General features: G+C 38.1%; 28 protein-coding genes and 2 riboswitches. Of the genes, 24 read left to right on the top strand and 4 right to left on the bottom strand.

Features of this window, described 5'->3' with window-relative positions; genetic code table 11:
- Positions 1-147 precede the first annotated feature (147 nt).
- From AC6CHJ_RS15150 to thiE, 7 genes are all read left to right on the top strand, one after another.
- Positions 148-876: a hypothetical protein gene (locus tag AC6CHJ_RS15150; RefSeq protein WP_498289181.1), complete on the top strand. Its 729-nt coding sequence runs from the start codon at positions 148-150 to the stop codon at positions 874-876.
- A gap of 1 nt (position 877) precedes the next feature.
- Positions 878-1,612, top strand: coding sequence for a hypothetical protein (locus AC6CHJ_RS15145; RefSeq protein WP_498289179.1), 735 nt, complete (start codon positions 878-880; stop codon positions 1,610-1,612).
- A 26-nt stretch (positions 1,613-1,638) separates the two neighbouring features.
- Positions 1,639-2,067, top strand: coding sequence for a GNAT family N-acetyltransferase (locus AC6CHJ_RS15140; protein ID WP_392996677.1), 429 nt, complete (start codon positions 1,639-1,641; stop codon positions 2,065-2,067).
- A gap of 71 nt (positions 2,068-2,138) precedes the next feature.
- Positions 2,139-2,237: riboswitch (TPP riboswitch) on the top strand.
- A 54-nt stretch (positions 2,238-2,291) separates the two neighbouring features.
- A riboswitch (TPP riboswitch) is annotated at positions 2,292-2,390 on the top strand.
- A 61-nt stretch (positions 2,391-2,451) separates the two neighbouring features.
- Entirely contained in the window at positions 2,452-3,132 is a 681-nt protein-coding gene (tenA, locus tag AC6CHJ_RS15135) for a thiaminase II (RefSeq protein WP_392996679.1), read from the top strand.
- On the top strand, positions 3,119-3,868 hold the full coding sequence (gene thiM, locus AC6CHJ_RS15130; protein WP_147196961.1) for a hydroxyethylthiazole kinase: 750 nt from the start codon (positions 3,119-3,121) through the stop codon (positions 3,866-3,868). The genes tenA and thiM overlap by 14 nt, the downstream gene beginning before the upstream one ends.
- Positions 3,868-4,734, top strand: coding sequence for a bifunctional hydroxymethylpyrimidine kinase/phosphomethylpyrimidine kinase (gene thiD, locus AC6CHJ_RS15125; protein WP_498289178.1), 867 nt, complete (start codon positions 3,868-3,870; stop codon positions 4,732-4,734). Before thiM ends, thiD begins: the two co-directional genes overlap by 1 nt.
- The gene (gene thiE / locus AC6CHJ_RS15120; protein WP_498289177.1) at positions 4,679-5,311 is read left to right on the top strand and encodes a thiamine phosphate synthase; all 633 of its coding nucleotides are present in this window, start codon (positions 4,679-4,681) and stop codon (positions 5,309-5,311) included. Before thiD ends, thiE begins: the two co-directional genes overlap by 56 nt.
- A 55-nt stretch (positions 5,312-5,366) precedes the next feature.
- Here thiE and AC6CHJ_RS15115 read toward each other — a convergent pair whose 3' ends face one another.
- Positions 5,367-6,068 (bottom strand): hypothetical protein, encoded by a 702-nt coding sequence (locus AC6CHJ_RS15115; RefSeq protein WP_498289176.1) that lies wholly within the window; start codon positions 6,066-6,068, stop codon positions 5,367-5,369.
- A 142-nt stretch (positions 6,069-6,210) separates the two neighbouring features.
- On the opposite strand from AC6CHJ_RS15115, the gene AC6CHJ_RS15110 reads away from it, so the two are divergent.
- The 5 genes from AC6CHJ_RS15110 (at position 6,211) to AC6CHJ_RS15090 (ending at position 10,021) form a co-directional block, all read left to right on the top strand.
- Positions 6,211-6,750: a GNAT family N-acetyltransferase gene (locus AC6CHJ_RS15110; protein ID WP_498289174.1), complete on the top strand. Its 540-nt coding sequence runs from the start codon at positions 6,211-6,213 to the stop codon at positions 6,748-6,750.
- Positions 6,707-7,180 (top strand): GNAT family N-acetyltransferase, encoded by a 474-nt coding sequence (locus AC6CHJ_RS15105; protein WP_147196970.1) that lies wholly within the window; start codon positions 6,707-6,709, stop codon positions 7,178-7,180. The genes AC6CHJ_RS15110 and AC6CHJ_RS15105 overlap by 44 nt, the downstream gene beginning before the upstream one ends.
- Positions 7,181-7,204: 24 nt before the next feature.
- Positions 7,205-8,104 carry a TIGR01777 family oxidoreductase gene (locus tag AC6CHJ_RS15100; protein ID WP_498289173.1) on the top strand — a complete coding sequence of 300 codons (900 nt, stop codon included), beginning with the start codon at positions 7,205-7,207 and terminating at the stop codon, positions 8,102-8,104.
- Between the two features lie 115 nt (positions 8,105-8,219).
- Complete coding sequence (locus tag AC6CHJ_RS15095) at positions 8,220-9,023, top strand: alpha/beta fold hydrolase (protein ID WP_147196974.1); 804 nt, start codon at positions 8,220-8,222, stop codon at positions 9,021-9,023.
- Between the two features lie 17 nt (positions 9,024-9,040).
- Positions 9,041-10,021: a sensor domain-containing diguanylate cyclase gene (locus tag AC6CHJ_RS15090; RefSeq protein ID WP_147196976.1), complete on the top strand. Its 981-nt coding sequence runs from the start codon at positions 9,041-9,043 to the stop codon at positions 10,019-10,021.
- A gap of 76 nt (positions 10,022-10,097) precedes the next feature.
- Here the strand turns inward: AC6CHJ_RS15090 and AC6CHJ_RS15085 are convergent, their stop codons facing one another.
- Complete coding sequence (locus AC6CHJ_RS15085) at positions 10,098-10,292, bottom strand: hypothetical protein (protein WP_066790465.1); 195 nt, start codon at positions 10,290-10,292, stop codon at positions 10,098-10,100.
- Between the two features lie 251 nt (positions 10,293-10,543).
- Between AC6CHJ_RS15085 and AC6CHJ_RS15080 the strand changes: the two genes are divergently transcribed.
- From AC6CHJ_RS15080 to AC6CHJ_RS15060, 5 genes are all read left to right on the top strand, one after another.
- On the top strand, positions 10,544-11,881 hold the full coding sequence (locus AC6CHJ_RS15080) for a TrkH family potassium uptake protein (protein ID WP_498289223.1): 1,338 nt from the start codon (positions 10,544-10,546) through the stop codon (positions 11,879-11,881).
- A gap of 18 nt (positions 11,882-11,899) precedes the next feature.
- Positions 11,900-12,553 (top strand): potassium channel family protein, encoded by a 654-nt coding sequence (locus AC6CHJ_RS15075; protein WP_147196980.1) that lies wholly within the window; start codon positions 11,900-11,902, stop codon positions 12,551-12,553.
- A gap of 68 nt (positions 12,554-12,621) precedes the next feature.
- The gene (locus tag AC6CHJ_RS15070) at positions 12,622-12,915 is read left to right on the top strand and encodes a plasmid mobilization protein (protein WP_498289172.1); all 294 of its coding nucleotides are present in this window, start codon (positions 12,622-12,624) and stop codon (positions 12,913-12,915) included.
- Positions 12,916-13,179: 264 nt separating this feature from the next.
- Entirely contained in the window at positions 13,180-13,662 is a 483-nt protein-coding gene (locus tag AC6CHJ_RS15065) for a KGG domain-containing protein (RefSeq protein ID WP_498289171.1), read from the top strand.
- A 291-nt stretch (positions 13,663-13,953) separates the two neighbouring features.
- On the top strand, positions 13,954-14,511 hold the full coding sequence (locus AC6CHJ_RS15060) for an integrase (RefSeq protein WP_498289170.1): 558 nt from the start codon (positions 13,954-13,956) through the stop codon (positions 14,509-14,511).
- Between the two features lie 47 nt (positions 14,512-14,558).
- Here the strand turns inward: AC6CHJ_RS15060 and cypC are convergent, their stop codons facing one another.
- Entirely contained in the window at positions 14,559-15,821 is a 1,263-nt protein-coding gene (gene cypC, locus AC6CHJ_RS15055) for a CYP152 family fatty-acid peroxygenase CypC (RefSeq protein WP_498289169.1), read from the bottom strand.
- A gap of 171 nt (positions 15,822-15,992) precedes the next feature.
- Here cypC and AC6CHJ_RS15050 point away from each other — a divergent pair, with 171 nt between their 5' ends.
- The 7 genes from AC6CHJ_RS15050 (at position 15,993) to AC6CHJ_RS15020 (ending at position 22,257) form a co-directional block, all read left to right on the top strand.
- Positions 15,993-16,751: a polysaccharide deacetylase family protein gene (locus AC6CHJ_RS15050; RefSeq protein WP_249774971.1), complete on the top strand. Its 759-nt coding sequence runs from the start codon at positions 15,993-15,995 to the stop codon at positions 16,749-16,751.
- Entirely contained in the window at positions 16,748-17,290 is a 543-nt protein-coding gene (locus tag AC6CHJ_RS15045) for an NADPH-dependent FMN reductase (RefSeq protein WP_147196992.1), read from the top strand. Before AC6CHJ_RS15050 ends, AC6CHJ_RS15045 begins: the two co-directional genes overlap by 4 nt.
- Positions 17,291-17,383: 93 nt before the next feature.
- On the top strand, positions 17,384-17,755 hold the full coding sequence (locus AC6CHJ_RS15040; RefSeq protein ID WP_147196994.1) for a DoxX family protein: 372 nt from the start codon (positions 17,384-17,386) through the stop codon (positions 17,753-17,755).
- Between the two features lie 107 nt (positions 17,756-17,862).
- A complete protein-coding gene (locus tag AC6CHJ_RS15035) occupies positions 17,863-18,792 on the top strand; it encodes a hypothetical protein (RefSeq protein WP_498289167.1) in 930 nt (309 codons plus the stop codon).
- Between the two features lie 338 nt (positions 18,793-19,130).
- A complete protein-coding gene (kimA, locus tag AC6CHJ_RS15030; RefSeq protein WP_371859448.1) occupies positions 19,131-20,939 on the top strand; it encodes a potassium transporter KimA in 1,809 nt (602 codons plus the stop codon).
- A gap of 123 nt (positions 20,940-21,062) precedes the next feature.
- Entirely contained in the window at positions 21,063-21,230 is a 168-nt protein-coding gene (locus AC6CHJ_RS15025; protein ID WP_158512605.1) for a hypothetical protein, read from the top strand.
- A 130-nt stretch (positions 21,231-21,360) separates the two neighbouring features.
- A complete protein-coding gene (locus AC6CHJ_RS15020) occupies positions 21,361-22,257 on the top strand; it encodes a DMT family transporter (RefSeq protein WP_392996703.1) in 897 nt (298 codons plus the stop codon).
- Between the two features lie 22 nt (positions 22,258-22,279).
- Here AC6CHJ_RS15020 and AC6CHJ_RS15015 read toward each other — a convergent pair whose 3' ends face one another.
- Entirely contained in the window at positions 22,280-22,714 is a 435-nt protein-coding gene (locus tag AC6CHJ_RS15015; RefSeq protein ID WP_147197002.1) for a GNAT family N-acetyltransferase, read from the bottom strand.
- Positions 22,715-22,725 lie beyond the last annotated feature (11 nt).

The following is a 22,725-nucleotide window of genomic DNA, read 5'->3' as shown; positions in this document are numbered from 1 at the left end:
ATCATATAATAAAAGCTTATTGGTTTGTTAAATGCATTTACCAAAAAGGTAAAATTATGCTATATTGGTTGGATTCCTTATGACATAATGATGTATATAGGAAGTAGGGACATCATCCGAAAATGAGAAGCAGAAGGGGGAGAAAGTGTGGTTACAATTGATTATTCATCCATTGCTATTATACCTGTCATAACTCTACTTTTAGCATGGTGTATCTGTGGTTACCTATTCTACCGTAACTATAAAAAACATGGAGGCGGCATTAAAATTTGGAAGGCTGTACTCGTGTTATTCGTAGGTCTTTTTTCTTTTTCTATTAACTTGAACATCTGGAGCACAGCGCTAAAAATATCCATTTTACCTTTAGGGGTATGGATTTTATACTTTATATTAAAAGGCAGAAATCGATGGAAATCATATCGCTCTTTTGCTTGGCTGGGGTTTAGCTTCAATTTCATTTTTATAGTAGCTTCACTTGTAGCAATACCCTTTCAACAATGGATTTTTCCAGACAAAAAACCAGCAACATACCTAGCGAATTTAGAAAATGCAAAATTAATCACTATTCATCCTTCAGCAAAAAAGAAGATAGTGTTAGATAGAAAGAAGCTAGCAGGGAAATTCACACATATGAAACAGCGGGAAATCTATAGCGATAAGTGGTTTTCAAGCCTATATGAGATAAGTGCCTCAGAAGCTAACAAAAAAGAAGAACATTTTCCTTATCAGCTTGTAGGAGTAAAGCCGAAATGGGGAAGTGGACTTCCATCACCAACACTGTACATAGAAAAAGACGGAAAAGGCATTTTAATAACTACACCTCAGCAACAGCTTTATTACCGTTTAAATGATCCCGTGCTAAAGGAGGAGCAATAATATGAAGAAAAGAAAAGGAATGTTTGCTCTTTTAGTAGTGATTATTGGTATTATAGGTCTATTCTATTATTATTCTTATTCAAAACCAACTCCTTTTCCAACAGAGGAAGCGCTGAAAAAGGATATAAATGAGACCTTTCCAGGGGCTAGCGTAAAAACAATACAAGATATAATCCACGTTGATGAACGCCATAAAGTGGTTCCTTTTATTTCTTTGAATAAAGACTATGGACTTAGCTATTGGATTTGGAAGAAGAATAAATGGCGAGTCGCTGAAGTGGATAATCGAGAAGAACCGATGATATGGAAGATAGAAGATGGAAAACGTCCAAAGTATGTATATGTGTGGAATATTTTTCATAAAAACAAGGTGGATTCATTTACATTTTATCTACTGAGGCAACGGGATTATATCACCTACGATAGGCAAAGTCTTTATATTCCACCAGTTCAAATGACAGAGAAAGTGCTATTGAATCATAAGACATATGGGGTTTTTTCTATTCCAGAAGATTGGGCTACGATTAAAGATTATGCTAGACCTGTTCAAACGGATTGGCTCTTCTCAAATGAGGAGGAAGGAGATTCGTTTAATTTTGGATGGAGACCGAATGTCAAGCCTGGTGTAAAAGAGCCGATTGAATTTACTAATAATGGAGAAAGCTTTTCAAACGGGGATATCATTTTACGCTTTCCGGAACGTTTCGAAAAGGGAAGTCGGGATCTTTATGAATGAGTATCGATAATCTAGGAGGTGTTTTTATGAAAATGATAAAAAATTTAAACTCAAAAGATGAAATTATGGATGCCTTTCCGGTCATGAGCCAACTCAGAACACATTTAGATATAAACACATATGTAGAATTAGTGATGGAAGCGATGGAAAAGGAACAGTATAAGCTCTATGCACTCGTTGACTCTGATGAAATAGTTGCGGTGGTCGGATTCCAGCCAATGATTACACTTTATTATGGAAGATATATATGGGTATGTGATTTAGTGACAGATACATCTAAGCGCTCGTTCGGTTATGGAGAAGAGTTGCTTGAATTTGTAGAAGCATGGGCGAAAGAATATAAGTATGAGTGTGTGGCCTTATCTTCTGGATTGCAACGTACGAAGGCACACCGTTTTTATGAAGAAAAGATGGGGTACGACAAGGTAAGTTATGTGTTTAAGAAAGAATTCTAATATGTTGTAAAAAGCTATGCTTGTTTTATCCTTGAATGGCATCCAGTTGAATGGTACGATGAATATAACTTAAATATTTGCAGGGGGACACGAAAGTGTTGAGAAGGTTTAAGCCTGACCCTTAGAACCTGACAGTTAATACTGGCGTAGGGAGCAAAGTACATATGATCGTTTTGTACAGCAGCTCTCCGTTTATGGGAGAGTTTTTTTGTACCCAACCAAATATTTTAGTGCGGGGGGACACGAAAGTGTTGAGAAGGTTAAAACCTGACCCTTAGAACCTGACAGTTAATACTGACGTAGGGAGCAGATGAAGGTATGAAATCTCTATGTCTACTCATAGGGATTTTTTGCGTCTACGTCCACTTTAAAGGAGGACGAACAGTGAGATTTGATGAAGTTGTTAGAGAAGAAGCAGATGCATATTGGGATGATAGCATGGTACACCCATTCGTGAAAGGGTTAGTACATGGCACACTGCCAATGGAGAACTTTAAATTTTATATGATGCAGGATGCCATTTATTTAAAGCATTACTCAAAAATATTGGCAATAGCAGCATCCAAATCAGAGACGAACCAGGAAATGGCCTATTATCTTGAATCAGCTAGAAGTATAAATGAAGCAGAACTTGAGCTCCACCGGATTGTTTTCAAAGAACTTCATATTGGAGAACAAGAACAAGCGGAGCTTATTCCTGCGCCAGCCAACAATAATTATATTAACCATATGTATAACGCCGTTCTAAACGAAAGCCTGCCAGTTGCATTTGCCGCGTTGCTGCCATGTCCTTGGTTATACCAAAGTATTGGTGAAGCGTATAAAGATGAAAAACCGACACAGAAGTTATACAGAGATTGGATTGAATTGTATAGCGGTAAAGAGTTTAAAGATCAACTGGACATCCAAAAGCAGATGCTCAATAAGTATGCGAAAGAACACCCAGCTGACCATCAAAAGATGAAAGCATTTTTCCAAATGAGTGCCTATTACGAATGCAAGTTTTGGGATATGGCCTGGTCTTTAGAAAATTGGAAGGAGCTTTCACCTTATGAGCTTGCTTAAAATAAATCAGAAAAATCCTTTAATCCACTGTATAACAAATTATGTAGTAGCAAATTTTACAGCAAACGGACTGCTCGCGATTGGGGCATCGCCAGTTATGGCAGATGAAATCGCAGAGGTAGGAGATATGGTTTCTGTTGCAAGTGGTTTACTTGTTAATATTGGTACCATTAATGGCCGAACAAAAGAAGCAATGATTGTAGCTGGACGCAAAGCGAATGAAGTGGGAATTCCTGTCGTTCTAGATCCGGTAGGCGTAGGCGCCACTGCCTTTCGTCGCGAGACGGTGAAGAATCTATTGAGAGAAATTAAATTTGATCTTATTCGCTGCAATACTGGAGAACTTGCAGCAATCGCAGGTGTCAATTGGGACTCAAAGGGAGTAGACAGCGGCGTAGGAGAGATGGATACCGAGCAGACAGCAAAAGCTATAGCGAAACAGTACAACTGTTTTGTTATTGTCACCGGCGAGGTGGACATTGCAACAAACGGCGAAAGTATTGATTATATAGCAGGCGGTCATGAGCTCATGACGAAGATTACGGGTACGGGGTGTTTGCTTAGCGCTATTTGTACAGCAGCCTTAGCAGTAGAAAGAAATAACCTTTCTATCTTAACCGACGTTTTGAAAGACTATAAAAAGGTTGCCGAGATGGCATGCCAGAAGGAATGGTTAGGTGCTGTTCAACAAGAAGTACTTAATCAATTGCAACAGGTTTCAGGGGGGCGAGCATAATGAATATTGCCATGACTATTGCCGGTTCTGACAGCGGTGGAGGAGCAGGTATTCAAGCAGATCTAAAGACTTTCCAGGAGCTTGGCGTTTTTGGCACATCAGCTATTACGGCATTGACTGCACAAAATACGCTAGGTGTTGAAGGTATATACCCAGCCCAACCAGAATTTGTTCAGCAGCAAATCGAATTAGTGATGAGGGATATGCCGATAAAAGCGGTGAAAACGGGCATGTTGTTTTCTGCCGAGATTATTGAAGCTGTAGCACATAGTTTGCGAGATAAAGAGACACAATTGTTAGTAGACCCAGTGATGATTGCGAAAGGTGGAGCATCTTTGCTACAACATGAGGCAGTGACTGCGCTGAAAAAATTCCTATTGCCGCGTGCAACTATTCTTACGCCAAACATACCAGAAGCAGAGGTAATAAGCGGAATCGAAATAAAAAGACCAAAAGACTTAGAAAAGGCTGCAAACGCAATGCTTGCAATGGGTGTTTCATGCGTCATTATAAAAGGCGGTCATTTAGAAGGTAAGGATGCAGTAGATACTGTATTTTTTCAAGATGGTTCGTTCTTTTCAATGCAAACGAAGCGAATTTCCACTGTTCAAACACACGGTACAGGATGCACCTTCTCAGCAGCGTTAACCGCTTTTTTGGCACAGGGCTTCTCTTTAAAAAGTGCCATAATAGAAGCGAAAAAATTCGTCCATTTAGCTATTCAACATCCATTAAATATAGGGAATGGACATGGTCCTACAAACCATTTTGCGTATAAAAAATTAAGCGGCAACTGTGAGGTGACAATTAGTGAGGAAAGAGAATTTAGTAGTTTATCTGATTATGGGCACGCAAAACTGCATTGAACCACCCCTCCAAGTGCTCGAACAAGCATTACAGGCTGGTATCACAATGTTTCAGTTGCGTGAAAAGGGTAAAGGGGCATTAACTGGCAAAGATCTTGAAATGTTTGCGCGTGAGTGCCAGAGGCTCTGCAAGCAATATGAGGTCCCATTTATTGTCAATGATCATATCGAATTGGCTTTGAAGATAGAAGCGGATGGTGTGCATATCGGGCAAGAAGATATGGCGCTGGAAAAAATACGGCCGGAATTTAAGGGGAAGATGATTGGTGTATCAGTGCATACAAAAAAAGAATTGGTGCAGGCTGTGAATCAAGGTGCAGATTATGTCGGGATAGGCCCTATATATGAAACGAAGTCTAAACAAGATGCCAAGAAGCCAGCGGGTGTTACATTTTTACAGGAGGCACGAAGGCTATACCCAACTCTCCCTATTGTAGCTATTGGTGGAATTACGGTCGAGAACGCACAGCCGTTAAAAGAGAGCGGAGCAGATGGTGTGGCCGTCATTTCAGCGATCTGCCAAAGTGAAGATTGCAGACCAGTGATTGGATCCCTTCAATCTATTTTTAAAGCATAATAAAAGCTGCATGAAATGTCTTAGCGACAACTTCATGCAGCTTTTAGTTCATGTATTATTTTGTTTCCTCTTGATCAATCCAGCTATAGCTTAGTTCCTCTACTTTACCATGCTCATCTGTCTCGATTCGAACCGTTTTGTCTTCCAATTTGTTTTGAGATTTCGCTTCATCATCTAATTCAAAGTCATGCGTTTTCTGGAATGTTTTATTGCCATTTGGCGTTTGAAGAGTTAACTCTTTTGAATCGTTTTTAACGAGTTTGCCAATGATCTCTTTTTCATCCCCATCTCTATCATATACACCATCCTGATCTGCGAGCATTTTGTCTGTTGGCTTAACGCTTTCTGCAACGGCTTTATTTGTGGATACTTCCACAACCACTTGCTTGTCTTGCCAATCTCCTTTCATACCTTTTTTGTCGCTTTCAAATGATGAATTCTTTTGGATGGCTACTTGTTTTCCTTGAACCTCTAGCGTAATCTCATTATCATTTTCTTTCACATATTTTCCTACTAGATCAAAGTCACCTTCTGATGAATCATTTTTATCTGGATCCTTTGAAAGGTTTTTTAGAGTTTTTAATTCGGTATTTTCATTACTGCTTGTCCTTGTATTACTGCTCTCAGTTTGTTTAGGCTGAGAACCATCTTTTTGAGGGCTTGTGCTTTTGGTATCATTGCCGCACCCTGCTAAGATAACCCCTGCTGCCAGAAATAGTGATGCTTTTGGTAGATACTTTTTCATATTATTGTTCAATTGACTTCACTCCCTAAACAATAGTATTTCCTTTTTCTTTAAAAGTGAAACGTAAAAGTTAGATTTAACAACAGAAGCAGGAAATAGTATGTGGTAGATAGAAGTTAACTAGAAAGAGTTATATAGAAGGGAGTAGAAAAACATGAAGTTAGTAATTCGGAAAATGAGTTATCCAGATATCCAAGAGGTCCAAGAAATCGCGCAGACGAGTTGGCATGCAACATACGAGGGAATCATACCGCGTGATGTGCAGGATCGGTTTCTTGCACAAGCATATAATCCAGACATGTTAGAAAAAAGATATTCTGGATCTCCTTTTTATGTGGCTGAACAAGAGGGAGTAATCGTTGGTTTCGCCAATTACTCGAATATACAGACTGGCCAATGGGTTGAATTGGCTGCCATCTATCTTCATCCTGAATATCAGAAGCAGGGGATAGGGACTGCTCTTTTACAAAAAGGCATTGAAGATTTGAAGCCAGCGTATGTATGCATAAATGTAGAAAAAGATAATACAATCGGTATAAACTTTTATAAGGCAAAAGGGTTTAAAGTAGCAGAGGAATTTGAAGAAGATTTCGATGGGCATAGATTACAAACGGTGCGGATGAAGTTAGATGTTAAAGAGGGAGAAACGTATGAAAAATCATCAGTCCAACAAGCTCCATTTTCAAAGAATTGAAGAGAATGAGCGTGCTAAGTATGTATCTTATTTGAAGCTAGCCGATGAGGAAGCAATAGTGCGTACTTATTTAAATAAAGGTGTACTTTATGGAATATGCAGCAATGAGGAGACTATCGGTGTGGCGCTATTTATAGAAATAGACGAGCATACGATTGAATTGAAAAATTTAGCTTTAGAAAATGCTTGGAGAGGGAAAGGGTTAGGTAAAGAAATTATAGCTGAATGTACGTTCCTGTTCACACAAGCAGGTTTTAAAAAAATGATTGTGGGAACGGCTAATTCTAGTATTGATAACATTGCTTTTTACCAAAAATGTGGCTTTCGTTTATCTGGGGTGAAAAAAGGCTTTTTTGCTGCTTATCCTACCCCTATTTATGAAAACGGGATTAGAGCGCTGGACATGGTGATGTTTGAGAAAGAGCTATGATAAGAATTTGGAGGTTATAACTATATGAAAGTGGGTATAACGGGCGGTTCCGGATTTGTAGGGAAAAGGCTAGCAGAGCTACTACTGGAGAATGGCCATGAAGTTTATATCCTGACAAGAGGGCATTCAAAAAAAGAAAATGGAATAACCTATGTGAAATGGCTTGGTGAAGAAGATGCTCCTGAAAAGGAATTGGATTCAATCGATGCATGGGTTAACTTGGCAGGAAAATCGATTAATGATGGGCGTTGGTCAGAAACGCATAAAAAAGAAGTAGTAGATAGCCGTATGTTAGCCACGGAGGAATTGATGCGCATTATCAAAGCAGTCTCATATAAACCGACTGTACTTGTTAACGCGAGTGCGATTGGCATCTATCCAGCTTCTACGACAGCTAGTTATACCGAAACATCTACAGAAAAGGCAACAGATTTTCTAGGTGGAACAGTTCAAAAATGGGAAGGTATGGCGAATAGAGCAGAAGAGGCAGGAGTAAGGACAGTCCTAGCCAGATTTGGCGTGATTCTTGGGGATGAGGGCGCATTACCGCTTATGGCATTGCCTTATAAGTTATTTGTAGGCGGTACAGTAGGAAGCGGAAGACAATGGGTTTCCTGGGTTCATGTAGACGATGTTGCTCGTGCAATCTTATATGCAATTAACACCTCATCTTTAAAAGGGCCAATTAATGTCACAGCGCCTACCCCCCTTAGAATGAAAGATTTTGGTCGTGCAATTGGTGAAGTTTTAAGGCGGCCTCATTTTCTTTCTGTCCCAAGCTTTATGATGAAGCTATTGCTAGGCGAAAAAAGCACAATAGTACTCGAAGGCCAAAACGTGTTCCCTCAAGCGTTGTTAGATTCAGGGTTTAATTATAAATACCCAACAGCAGAAGAAGCGCTACAGGATATACTAGGTATATAATACTATCAAAATTATTTATCGGATGTATGTAATAGGTATTATATTATGGTATAATTTATTAAAAAATAAAATTAATAAGTACTACATTGATGCTAAAATAAAAGGTGATGACAGTATGCTAGATTTTATAAAAAAGAATAATGTAAAAATGAGCGGTGAAGGAGAACAAGCTATCATTTTTGCCGCGGGTTTTGGCTGTGACCAAACTATGTGGCGCTATGTTGCACCGCAATTTGAAAAAGAATATCGCGTCATTTTATTTGATTATGTAGGAGCGGGAAAATCTGATTACTCTGCATATCAATCTGAAAAATATAAAACCTTAGAAGGCTATGCGCAGGATGTAGTGGAAATGTGCAAGGAGCTAAGACTGAAGGAAGTCATTTATGTTGGGCATTCTGTCGGTGCTACGATAGGTATGCTTGCATCACTACAAGAACCGGCGCTTTTTAAGCAGCTAATCATGCTTGGACCATCTCCTTGCTATATAAATGATTTGCCTTCCTATAAAGGTGGATTCGAACGAGAGGATTTAGATGGGCTTTTCGAAATGATGGAGCTTAACTACATTGGCTGGGCTAACTATCTTTCTAAAGTGGTCATGAAAAATTTGGAAAGACCAGAGCTTGCTGCTGAATTGGAGGGAAGCTTTTGCTCCACAGATCCACTATGTGCAAAAGAGTTTGCAAGGGCTACTTTTTTATCTGATTATCGCCATGTGCTTCAACAAGTAACTGTTTCAACGTGTATTTTACAGTGTAAAGACGATTCAATAGCACCGAAAGAGGTAGGCATATATATGAATGAACATATAAAAGAAAGCGCTATCTTTTTTATGGAGGCAACTGGACATTGTCCACATGTAAGTCAGCCGGAAGAAACAACGCAGTTAATTTTCTCATGTCTAGCGAATATTTAAGAGGTAGATGATTAAGTATGAATGAACAATTAAATTATGCCCCCTGTAGTTATTTACTGCTTGCAGAAAATGGGCGAATTTTGGATGCTAATTTTATGCTACTTCAATTGCTTGAATTTGAAATGTCTGAACTCAAAGGAAAGTCCATTCAGTCCCTTTTGACGGTTCCAAGCCAAACGTTCTATCAATTATTCGTATTGCCAATTATTGAAATGGAAGAAAGCGTAGAAGAAGTGTACATATCTTTAATGTCAAAGACAGGCAAAGAAGTTCCTGTTATTATGAATGCAATAAAGCAGTTAAACGATGGGGAAATAACAATTTCGTGTGCCATGATAGCAATAAAGAAAAGGCGTGAATACGAAAAAGTGATATTAGCAGCTAAGAAGGAAGCTGAGGAAAGAAATATCGCTAAGAAAAAGGCAATCCAGGAATTAAACGGATTACGCAAAGAACTGGAGAATAAGCAACAGGAGTTAATCGGTATGAACACCATGCTTCAAGAGCTGGCGATGACAGACGAGCTTACAGGTTTGCATAACCGAAGGGGTTATTCAGAGAAGATGGTAGAATGTATCAGTCTATTTAATAAATCAGGCAACCCTTTTTCCCTATTAATTATCGATATTGATCATTTCAAGAAAGTGAATGACACATTTGGCCATCCGATAGGTGACCAAGTGTTAAAAACAATTTCCCAAATGATTCAAGAGAAGATAGGCGGCGAAGATATTGCGGCTAGAATTGGCGGAGAGGAATTTGCTGTAATTTTGGGAGAGGCCAATCAGAGAAAGGCTTTAGAGGTAGCAGAGGGTCTACGCGAATATGTAGCTGGTTCATTATGGACGATTCCTACCGTCACGATCAGTATAGGAGTAGCGACAGCGACAAGGGGCGTTACTGAGCAATCAATTCAAGCGCGTGCAGATGAAGCACTTTACACATCAAAAGAGAAAGGGCGCAATATGGTAACGCATGTAGCAGAGATTTATATGTAAAAAGTGAAAAGACGATTTTTTGTGAGCAGGGGGGCAAAAAAATCGTCTTTTTATATTAATAGGAATGGTAGCTGTCTTATTTTTTAAAAGAGAACATTTTAAATAGTTGTAATCTCTTTTTATCAATAATTTGTAATTCTTCTTTAATGATATGATGTTCATGTTTGGCTAACCATTGTTTTAATTCATGTTTATCCTTGCAGTTTGTTAGGTAAATTTGTCCTTCTGTACCAACAGCATTTACGGTATATCGGTTGTTTGTTTGTCTCATGTTAGCCACCTTTAAAGAGTAGTTATAAGGAACTTGTAAGTCGCTGCCTTTTTCTTCGTAAATCAATCTGTCATGTATAATATATGATATTTGAAGTTATTGTCAATACCCAAATGATTGATATAATCATATGCAGTTAAAGTAAAATTATTCGCATAATTCTAGTTAGCATGTGGTAATATATGAGATAAATTTAAAACAATCCGCGTTTAAAATAGGATGTCGGAAATTTCAAGAAAATAGGAGTAGCGATAGTGAAAATAAAGAGAAATATAAATCCATCTAAAACGTTGGTGCTCGGTTTTGCGATATTAATTTTGTTTGGCGCAACTCTTTTATCTCTGCCATCTGCAACGGAGAATGGTGAGGGATTGCCCTTTTTGAAAGCCTTATTTACAGCTACGTCCGCGACGTGTGTTACAGGCTTAGTCGTGGTAGACACTGGGAGTACATTTTCTCTTTTTGGCGAGTTAGTCATTCTTTCTTTGATCCAAATCGGCGGACTAGGATTCATGACCTTCGCATCTTTTATTTTTATGCTACTAGGAAAGAGAATTTCCTTAAAAGAAAGGCTGGTATTAAAAGAGGCTATTAATGTAAATGACTTTACAGGTATTGGGATTCTGGTGAGAAGGATATTGCTTTTTACAGGTGTAATTGAATTATCGGGCGCTCTTCTTTTAGCGATTCGTTTTTCGTACGATATGCCAATTGGAAAAGCTATTTATTACGGAATCTTCCATTCCATTTCAAATTTTAATAATGCTGGTTTTGATTTATTGGGAGGATTTCGTAGTTTGACATCTTATGTGGATGATCCCGTCATTGTTCTAACCATCTGTGCACTAATAACACTAGGAGGAATTGGCTTTATTGTAATGAATGATTTGTATGAGTATAGAAAAACAAGGAAACTATCCTTGCATACAAAGATTATGCTAATCACATCTATATCTCTTACGCTTTTCGGGACAATAGCTATATATTTGCTTGAACTTGGCAATACCAAAACATTTGGTCCACTTTCACCATTAGGTCAAGTATTGGGTGCGTTATTCCAATCTGTAACTTCTCGTACTGCAGGCGCCAATACATTGCCTATAGGAGATTTAACGCACGCAACGTTGTTAATTATGATGTTTCTTATGTTCATTGGAGGAGGATCAGGTTCGACTGCAGGCGGTATCAAAGTAACAACCTTTGTCGTCTTAGTTGCAACAGTTTGGAGCCAAATAAAAGGGCGAGAAGATATTGTGATTTTTAAGAAAAGACTGGTAAAGGAAATCGTATTTAAAGCATTCACAGTAGCAATGTGTGGTTTTGCTATAGTTGCTTTTGTCACCTTCATATTAAGCATTACAGATACAGGGCATTACTTTATTATGTATTTATTTGAAGCAACATCAGCTTTTGGAACGGTAGGTTTGACAATGGGTTTAACAACTGAACTTTCACCGATCGGCCAACTGCTCATTATACTCACGATGTTTGCAGGGAGACTAGGTCCACTTACAATTGGTATTGCCATTACACGGAGACGCCAAAAAGAAACGTTCCATCGACCAAAAGGTAATATTATGATCGGTTAATGAATAGGAGAGAAAATGATGGTAGTTAGACAATACGCAGTCATTGGATTAGGTAGATTTGGAACAAGTATCGCACGCAGGCTGCATGAGGCTGGCCAAGAGGTGTTAGGTATCGATATTAATGAAGAACGAGTCAATGATGCTGAACAATATGTAACAGAAGCTGTTATTGCAGATGCTACGGAGAAGAAATCGCTTGTTTCATTAGAAGTTGATACGTTTGATTGTGTCATTGTAGCAATTGGTGATGACTTACAAACAAATATATTAACAGCGATGCTTTTAAAAGAGTTGGGTGTTAAAAAGACGATTGCAAAAGCCCTTGGCCGACGTCATGGAATTCTTTTAGAAAAAGTAGGTGTTGATTGGGTTATTTATCCGGAACGAGATATGGGCGAGAGGGTAGCGAACCAACTGTTATCCCCTAACATGCTAAATTATATTGAGCTTTCTAAAAACTATAATATCGAAGAAATAGTCATACCTAAGCACATGGAAGGTAAGACATTAAGGGAACTTGATATCCGTGCAAAGTATAATTTAAGTGTTATCGCATTGTTGCGGGACGGAGAAATCATTGTTACACCACCTGTTGATCAACAATTCGAAAAAGAAGATCTTCTGGTAATGATTGGTCATAGAGACGATTTGGCGAAATTTTCGAGTTTATAGGTTGTGTGTTTGAATTTCCGAGAAAGTAGGTAAAGGTAGATAGAACTACTGGAAAGGATGATAAACATATGGCACAACAAATAACAATACAGCTGCAGGATGAAGAGATGACACAACTGGAAGCGAAGGCAAAAGAGCAAGGTTTGCCACTAGAAGAGTATGTACGTCGACTTGTTGAGAATAATCTATTAGAAGAAAAACAATCTAATCCATCTGTAAGCGGTACAAGTGATGGCGACCAAATCGAAATTGCTGCAAATGAAGCGGTTTCTTCTGAAGGCAAACGCCGACAAGCATTAAGCAATGAAAATGAAGTGAAGTTTAACGAATATTCTAGTACAGATGGAAGAACAAATCCGTAAAAAGAACTGCAGGCTATGGCTTGCGGTTTTTTATATAATGAAGGACATTCCTATGAAGACATGTTTAATAGAAAACGATAAGAAGGGGGGAAATCAGAAAGCAATATAATTACTAATTAAGCGATAAGTATATAAATATCTAAAAAATTTCAAAAAAAGAGTTTAATAATTTGGTCCGCGGGAATATAAATAATGAGCTTAACTAAGAAAGAATAAGTTCAAAAAAAAACATCAAAATACCAAACATACTAGGAGGAATTTAAAATGGCTAAAGACAATAAAGAACGTAAAGATGCAAAAATGACAGTGGAAGAAGCAGGACGCAAAGGCGGAGAAACAACAGCTGAAACACATGGCCGTGAATTCTACGAAGAAATTGGTAAAAAAGGTGGAGAAGCAACAGCAGAATCACATGGTCGTGAATTCTACGAAGAAATCGGTAAAAAGGGTGGAGAAGCAACAGCTGAAAACCATGACCGTGACTTCTATGAAGAAATCGGTAAAAAAGGCGGAGAAGCAACAGCTGAAAACCATGATCGTGATTTCTACGAAGAAATCGGTAAAAAAGGTGGAGAAGCTACTTCTAAAAACCATGACCGTGACTTCTATGAAGAAATTGGCCAAAAAGGCGGAGAAGCTCGCAGCAACCAACGCTCTGATAGCGATGACAACGACGGCAAAATGAGCCGCGAAGAAGCTGGCCGTAAGGGCGGAGAAGCTCGTGCTCGTAAAAACCGCAAAAAATAGACAGAGATTAATCAATAATTAATTAATCTCTATCATTACTAGGTGTATTTATTTTAGCACACAAAAGTGAAAATTACTAGGTAAGAGTGTTTGTGAGGATTTAATCCTCACAAACACTCTTTTTTTGTGTCAAAAATAGTATTTTTTAATATTTAGAATGATTTTTTTTATTGTGATGAATATTTTCCCTTGAATTTACATATTACTTCGTATATATTATATCAAGTTTGATTTTTATTGACGGGCTTGGCCCATTTCTTGCGAACGAACATTTTGAGGAGTTAATGCATTATGCAAGCACAGTACACATCACAACATTTTCAAGAACTTATTCAATCAATTATGGAAGTCGTTAATATAGGAAAAGAACTTAGAGAAGATCAATCAGGAATTAATATGAGCTATAATTTTATTGGAGATTATGTTAGTTTTGATCCATCTCGTTTGTTGAAGGCAAATGACGAACTAACACATAGAGTTTCAATTGAAGAATATGTAAAAGCCATTACGATTCATGAACTCGGCCATGCTATGGACAGGGATGCTTTGCTAGCATCGTTGACTAGAACTTTTGAGATTTTTGACTTAAAGGAAAGCCATACTTTTGATGAGTTTTATGCTGACCAAACATTAATGAGTGTGCTTATAGAAGAGCACGAAATGAATATAGTATTTGAAGAAACAGCATGGGAGAACGCAGAAAAGCTAAATCGTCTTTATCAACTTGTTGAGGAAGAAAGCTTTCATCTAATAAAAGAACATAGTTTATCTACTTATCGCAAATTATATCAGGAAGATTTGGAACACTTTCAAAAACTTCAAAGTGTGCCAAGTTTACAGCCTGCCTAATGAAAAAAAGCCCCCATATGGAGGCCTTTTTTAATGTAGAGAAAAAATTACCCTTTTTTAGGTTCCACATTCGTAAGAATAATTTTGCTCTTAGGAATGCTCGGAATGTCTGACATACTATAGCTTAAATCTTGTGGGGGCATTGTATATGTTAATTTGTTTACTAGATAATCAAGGCAGACCTTCAAAATCTCTACCGTTGCCCATTCACCAGCACAGCGATGCCCCATTACAAAATCACCGCCACCTTGTGGAATAAAAGAAAAAGGACTTTCCTTCCAATCTTTAAATCGTTCAGGTAAGAACTTATCAGGATTTTCCCACTCATCAGGATCATGGTTTGTTCCATATAAATCTAATAGGGTAAGTGTACCTTCTTCAAAGTCATACCCCTTCCACGTAAAGCTTTCTTTTGTTGTGGCTCCTGTGAACGGGAAGAAAGGATAAAAGCGTCTTACTTCTTGAATGAACATTTGCGCATACGCTGGATCACCTGTTTCAAGTTTTTTTCGGTCTTCTGGATAATTGTGCAGAGCTAGAGCTAAAAAGTTTACAAAAATAGAAACAGCTACAATTGGGCGCAAGATGTTTAATATTTCGACCGCAACCACATGCTTATCCAATAAGTGATTATCTAAATCACGATGTGTAGCAAAAATCGATAAAATAGAATCCGCTGAAACGGTCACCTTTTCTTCCCGAATAGCCTCTACTAACTCAATGAGTGATTTTTCAATTCTATTACGTGACATTCTGCCACCCCAATTACGAGGACCTACTACCGCTGGTGTCTCAAATAAAGATGTTAAATCTTTCGAAAGCTTTTGTATTTGGTCTTTTGATAGAGGTACACCTGCCCACTCACATGCAACTTTGGTCAGAAGTAATTGCATTTCTTCAAATAAAACGACCTGTTCTTGGCTTCGCCATTTGTCTACAGCCATAGCGAATTGCTGGCCGGTGATATCTGCAAGCTGTTGTAGCCGTTCCTTTGTCATAACGGACATAAACATTTTTTTTCGATGTGTATGTTCTTCACCATCAAGTCCTTGTACACCGCCTTTTCCAAATAGGGTTTGAATAACCCGTTCGGGTACGACGCCGTGACGAATAAATTTTTTATTATCGTAGAATAATTCTGCTGCTTCTTTGCCACTTAGACAAATTGCCTTTTTTCCAAGTACTCGCGTCTCAAAAACTTTGGAATTCAGCGTATTACGGCGATTTGCTAAAAATAAATAGCCTTCTTTTAATAAACTGAGAGTGTGATCAACGCCTTCTTCTTTGGGTAAAGTATTTTCATTTGGCATCTGTAAATTCATCCTCCTAAAACGCATGATTACTTAATATAAAGTGTTCCCTTTTTTACATAAAAAAAACTGCATTAAACTTATTTGAAGTTAATTTTCTATGTCTTTTTTATGAGGCATAAATTATCGCTATTTGTAAATAGTAATAATAAACGCTTTGGAGGTGATGATGTGACAAGGAATAAATTAATATGGATTGCTGTTTGTGTTCTAGTCATCTCCATTGGTTACGCTACCTTAAGCAAAGCGGAAAATAAGGGACGGCAATACTATGAGCAAACAGGACAAGTACTGTGGGATGTGAAAACAGATGAAAAAATGATTGCATTAACTTTTGATGATGGGCCAGATCCAACATACACGCCGGAGATTTTAGATGTGTTGTCAAAATATAATGCGAAGGCCACTTTTTTTGTGCTGGGCAAAAGCGCAGAAAAGCACCCAGATATTATTAAGCGTCAATACTCTGAAGGCCACGAATTAGCAAACCATACTTATTCACATCCGTATAAGGTCAATAGCAAGACATTAGTGGAAGAATTGAACCAAACGAATGAAATAATACACAATATCACCGGGTTTACACCAAGTCTTTTTCGACCGGTTGGCGGCAATTACAATGACCAAATGATACGGATAGCACAAAAAGAAGGCTATAAAGTCGTGATATGGTCATGGCATCTAGATACACAAGATTGGAAAAATCCTGGCGTTAACAAAATTACTAAAAAAGTATTAAATGGAGCGAGACCAGGCGATGTTGTACTATTCCATGATGGAGGCGGGAATCGGAAGCAAACTATTCAGTCTCTTGAGGTCATCTTAAATAAATTGCAGAAAAAAGGGTTCAAGTTTGTGACAATATCAGAATTAATGGGTAATATAAAGAAGGAAAATAATGAAAAGAGTTTAGAGGAGGAATTAAAGTGAAAGTCGTAGCAATTGTCGGAAGTATTCGAAAAGAGTCTTATAATTTAATGTTGGCACAATATATCGAGAAAAAATATTCTAACCAATTTGATTTAGAAATTTTACGTTTAAATGATATCCCAATGTACAATCAAGATACAGAAAATGAGCCACCACAATCGGTGATTGATTTTAAACAAAAAGTAAAAGAAGCAGATGCTGTTCTTTGGGTAACTCCTGAGTATAATGCTTCTATTCCAGGTGTACTTGGTAATGCGATTGACTGGTTATCTCGTGTTGACCAAGTAATGATTGGTAAACCATCTCTTATTATGGGTGCTTCTATGGGCAACTTGGGCACAGTTAAAGCGCAAGGACATCTCCGCGATATTTTATTTGCCCCAGGCTTAGGTTCTCCAGTTCTTCAACGAAATGAAGTATATGTGGGAGCAGCACACAATAAATTCGATAGCAATGGAAACTTAACTGATGAGAGTACAGTGAAGTTTTTAGATTCTGTTATCGAAAACTTCATCGAATGGATGAAATTATACGTATAACGTTTAAAACAGCATAAATTTGCCTTTATAGATTCTAAAAAAGATCCCTCGCCTATATATAGTAATAATGAATATATAGTAGGGGGATTTTTAATGCTTAGAAAATATTCAGCACATGTTATTCAATTGCTCTTGTCTGTTGGCTTTATGTATTTTGGCTATTTGAAGCTGACCGCACATTCCATGCATGTTTCAAACTTTACGGAAGTATTTGGCTACGGAAAAGTAATCATGTACGGCGTGGGTGCACTCGAAGCAACTTCAGGGGTAGGCCTATTGCTTGGCTTCTGGAAAAAAGGTTTTGTGCCAATTTCTAGCTGTATCTTGGCTGCATTGATGGCAGGTGCCGTTTCCACACATTTAATTGTTGGACAAGGCTTGGATGTCGCTATTAAACCATTCATCCTTTTCGTCTTATCTGCTGTCATTTTTTTAATAGCTACGAGGGAAATTCCGAAAGTATAGAGCTGTCCTATGACGGCTTTTTTTATTGGAAGCAGGAGACAAGGCTACGTTTAGATTTAACAAAAATGGGAAGTGATATAATGAGACAAAAAAGGAGAGATGCCAACATGAAATATTCTGCAAAAATTTTAAGCTGTTTTGTCGCTGTTGGCTTGCTGACGGCATGTTCAAGCAATACTGACAAGAGTGCAGATCACCGAAATAATGATGAAGATAATCAAAAAACAGGACAAGTAGAAAAAAGTGACAATGACAAAAAAACAAATGAAACAGGTAGCACAAACACATTAGGTGGCACAGAGCCTGAGGCGGATATGGAAAAGGCGAATAAGGTAGAAGGGCAAGGCAATAAATCGAGCGATGATTCTTCTTCAAGTACGTCTAAAACGGGAAATGAAGTAGACAAAACAAATAGTACAGTGGTTGAATCCATCCGGAAACAAATAAAAACAAACTTACCAGTGATGCTGCCAACTGATTTACCAGTAGAAGGCGGTAAATATTTGACTGCAAAAGTGCAATCAAATAACAATAATTACTCAGTTGTCTATTACCAAACGGACAAAGAAGTACCGATTAATGATGAATCTGTCAAAAAGTTAAGTAAAGACGATGTGATTGCGAAATTTACAGGACATCAATATGCGAGCACTGACGAGGCTTCCGACCAAATCGGTTTTGAAGAGTACAGTAAAGCCGGTGGGGAAAAAGTAGATCTAGGACATAACATTACAGGCTATCAAGATGCAGGTGCAGGTTCATTGTGGATTGGTTGGAATGAAGGTAGATGGTCACTTGCTGCTCGTACGACAACAGACAAGCCAAAAGATGGACTTGAACTTGCAAAGCAAGCAGTAAATTATTTAGAAGACAATACGTTGCCAGCACCTAAAGACCACGGTATGATTCACCTATCTGCCAAAAAGTCATCAGGTAACTTTGTAAAATGGCAAAATAATGGTGTCGTGTATTCATTAGAAAGAATAGAAGATTCAATGGATATGTTGAAAACCGCTACATCAGTGAAAAAAGACTAGAAATAAAGGGGAGGCTCATACAAATGAGTCTCTTTTTTTTCTTCAAAATAACCTATTTACTTTTAATAAAAATGGGAGTAATATTACGGCACGCTTCATAATTTGATTGTCAGGCTACGAGCTAAAGAGATGCTTTTATAGAGCGGCGAAACTCATTGTAAAGCTTTTTTAGCTTAGGTCGGCCATCTTAAAAAAAGAGAAACTGAGGCTTGCATGGCTGCATAATATCTACAAGGAATTTATGCTCCTGCAGGTTATTTCTGCCTGCTTATAAAACAACGTTATGAAGCGATACGCATCCAAAGTAGGTGTTTTTATTGAGAATTTCAGTAAAACGAATGTTAATTGGCAAACCACTAAAATCAACAGAGCTAGGTGAGCAAAAACTGAGTAAAACAAAGGCGCTCGCTATTTTGTCATCAGATGCGCTATCTTCTGTTGCTTATGGGCCTGAACAAATATTAATTGTTCTAATGGCATTGGGGGCAGCAGCGTTTTGGTACTCCATCCCAATTGCCGTGTTTGTCGTGGTTCTGTTAGTGGCGCTTATTTTATCATACAGGCAAGTCATTTTTGCCTATCCGCATGGTGGGGGGGCCTATATTGTTTCTAAGGAAAACCTAGGGATAACTGCGGGCCTTATATCTGGCGGTTCATTATTGGTCGATTATATTCTGACAGTAGCGGTAAGTGTATCTGCAGGAACAGATGCTATTACATCGGCATTTCCAAGCTTGCATGAATATAATATAGAAATCGCCATACTATTTCTTTTGTTTTTGACAATCATCAACCTGCGAGGAGTAACAGAATCTGCTTCAATCCTTGCATATCCTGTGTATCTCTTTGTTGCAGCCCTTATTATACTAATTGTCACAGGTATTTATAAAATCTTGACTGGGCAATTTTCGCCTAATCTCCATGCGGCAATTGGTACGCCAGTTGCGGGAGTCAGCTTATTTATACTGCTGAAGGCTTTTGCTTCAGGTAGTTCCGCTCTTACAGGAGTTGAAGCCATTTCAAACGCGATTCCTAATTTTAAAAAGCCTGCTCCTGTCAATGCAGCCAAAACTTTATTGGTTATGGGCGGATTGTTGGCTGTGCTGTTTGCCGGGATTGTTTTCTTGGCTTATTATCTAGGGATTGCGCCGGATCCAAAGGAAACTGTTGTATCCCAAATGACAAGAGACGTTTTTGGACGGTCATGGCTTTATTTCTTTATCCAAGGAATTACAGCGCTCATTTTAGTATTAGCGGCTAATACAGGCTTCTCAGCTTTTCCGCTATTAGCGGTCAATCTTTCGAAAGACAAATACATTCCAAGAATGTTTCAAGTAAGAGGTGACCGTTTAGGCTATTCAAACGGCATCATTATGCTGGGCGTATTTGCCATGTTACTTATTCTTGTTACACAAGGATCTACAGAAAAATTGATCCCTTTATATGCAGTCGGCGTGTTCATACCGTTCACATTGGCGCAAACAGGTATGATGGTGAAATGGTGGCGAGAAAGGCCTAAAGGATGGCAAGGGAAGTTTTTGATCAATACAGTCGGCGCCTTTATTTCATTTGTTGTTGCGGCGATTTTCTTCTTAACGAAGTTTGATCATGTGTGGCCAGTGCTCATCTTTTTGCCAACATTGATTTATATTTTCCATAGGATTAAAAATCATTATGATTTAGTTGGCGAACAATTACGCGTAAATAAATTAACAAATGAACTTCCACGTATTGATGGAAATGTTATTTTAGTGCCGGTTGGAGGCATTAGTAAGGTAGTAGAACATTCTATCAGCTACGCAAAGTCATTGTCTCCAGATCTGTTAATTGCTATTTATGTAGCATTTGATAAAGAAGAATTGCATGCGTTTGAGAAAAAATGGGAAAGTAGATTTCCGGATGTTAAGCTTTTAGCTCTTTATTCACCATATCGGAGCATCGTTTCCCCGTTAACGAAAGCCATTGATAAAATTGAACATAAGGCTAATTGTGAAAACCGACAAGTGTCGATTATTATTCCACAGTTCATACCGAAAAAAGGGTGGCAAAATATATTGCACAACCAGTCTAGCCTATTGATCCGAACATGGCTTTTGTATAAACGAAATGTAGTGATTATTTCAGTACCTTATCATCTGACTAAATAAGAAAGTTTCAAAATGATAATAATAGGGTATATATAAGCATCTGAAATTTTGGGCATATTAAGTGAAGAAAACGTATAAAGCGCAAGGATACACTTTTCGCCACAAGTAAGGAGGCTTTACCCAATGAGATATTTACTGTTTTATGCTGGCCTGCTCTTATTGATTATTGGGCTGGCACATCCGCTTGGTATTGTTGAAGCTAATCTATTTAAATATATGTTGTACACCGGCATTATAGCGTTCGGTATAGGTGTACTATTATTGCCAGGTGAAATGGAAAATAGAGAGTAGGACGATTGAGCGCCTTATTCTTCTGATAGGAAGAAGCTGCTGAGGAAGCAGCTTCTTTTTTTGCGTACGAACTATAAAATTAGTAGTATAGTTATTATAACATTCAGTTAATTGAGAGAGGAGAGATAAGTTGAATAAATCTGCTGCAGTAAAAATGGCCGTTTCTATGGCGATATTTGGATCTGTCGGTTTTTTTACAATCCATACTGGTATTCCAGCTGAGGAGCTAGTTTTTGTCCGGTGTATTTTTGCGACTCTTTTTTTAAGCGCAGTTTGGGCTTTGACAGGTGGTTACAAAAGCGAAACATGGAGCAAAAAAGAGATGCTTTACACAATTATATGCGGCGTATTTCTTGTATTGAATTGGGTCTTTTTATTTAAAGCCTTCCATGATATGGCCATTTCACTCGCCATCTCTATCTATAATGTAGCGCCCATTTTTTTACTTCTTTTAGGAAGTGTTTTTCTAAAGGAAAAAATGTCGATTGGTGCAGTATTAGCAGTAATCGTCTGCTTTTTAGGAAGCTTTTTGATTGTCGGCACAAAGCAGTTTTCTTCATTCAGTATGTTGATGGATTCGGGATTTGTCTGGGCCATTCTTTCAGCCATCTGTTATGCGATGACAATGTTTATTGGGAAGGGGATTAAAGAGCTTAGCACTTATGCTTTAACGTTTATTCAAACATCTGTTGGTATTGTGATGCTATTGCCGTTTATGGATTTTGGAGTCTTTAATGGTTTGAGCGGTTTAAATTGGTTTTATATTTTAGGGACTGGCATCATTCATACTGGCTTTGTATATTATCTCTTCTTTGATAGTTTACGTAGCCTTCCAGCCATCATTGTGTCTGCCTTAGTGTTTTTAGATCCGCTTGTAGCTATTTTGCTTGATATCACTATTTTGGATTTTAGTCCAACCATCTGGCAAACGCTTGGCATGATTCTTATATTTGGAGGCATTCTTTATACACTAAAACAGCCGGAAAAAAGTACAGATAAAAAAGAAGCTGTCCAGGAAGCTAGTTGACTTCCTGAACAGCTTTTGTTCACTATAATGGTTTAACCATGAGCACATGCTCTATACCTGCATCTAAAAAGACGTCTGATTTAACTTCGTAGCCAAGCTTTTCATAAAAACCCTGCGCTTGCACTTGTGCATCTAATTTCGCTTTTTTAGCGCCCAGTTCTTTCGCTTTGTCTTCACAAGCTTGGATGATTAAGCGCCCGATTCCATGTTCACGGTATTCTTTTGATACGGCAACACGTTGAATCTTTCCATAGTCTTCAAGTAAGCGAACACGTCCTGTACCTACAGCGATATTGTCATCAGTAGTGACAAGAAAATGTTTGCAGTTGCCGCCAAGATGATCTTGATCATCTAGTTCTTCCTCCGCTGGCACCTTTTGTTCGTCTACAAAAACCTTTAGACGGATATCAAATTCTCTTTGCAAATCTTCTTGTGTAGTAACTTCGAATACTTTCATCTCAAAACCCC

Source organism: Rummeliibacillus sp. GQ308 (genome assembly GCF_059759115.1).
The sequence above is the reverse complement of the archived record's forward strand: the minus strand, read 5'-3'. Positions and strand labels throughout refer to the sequence as shown.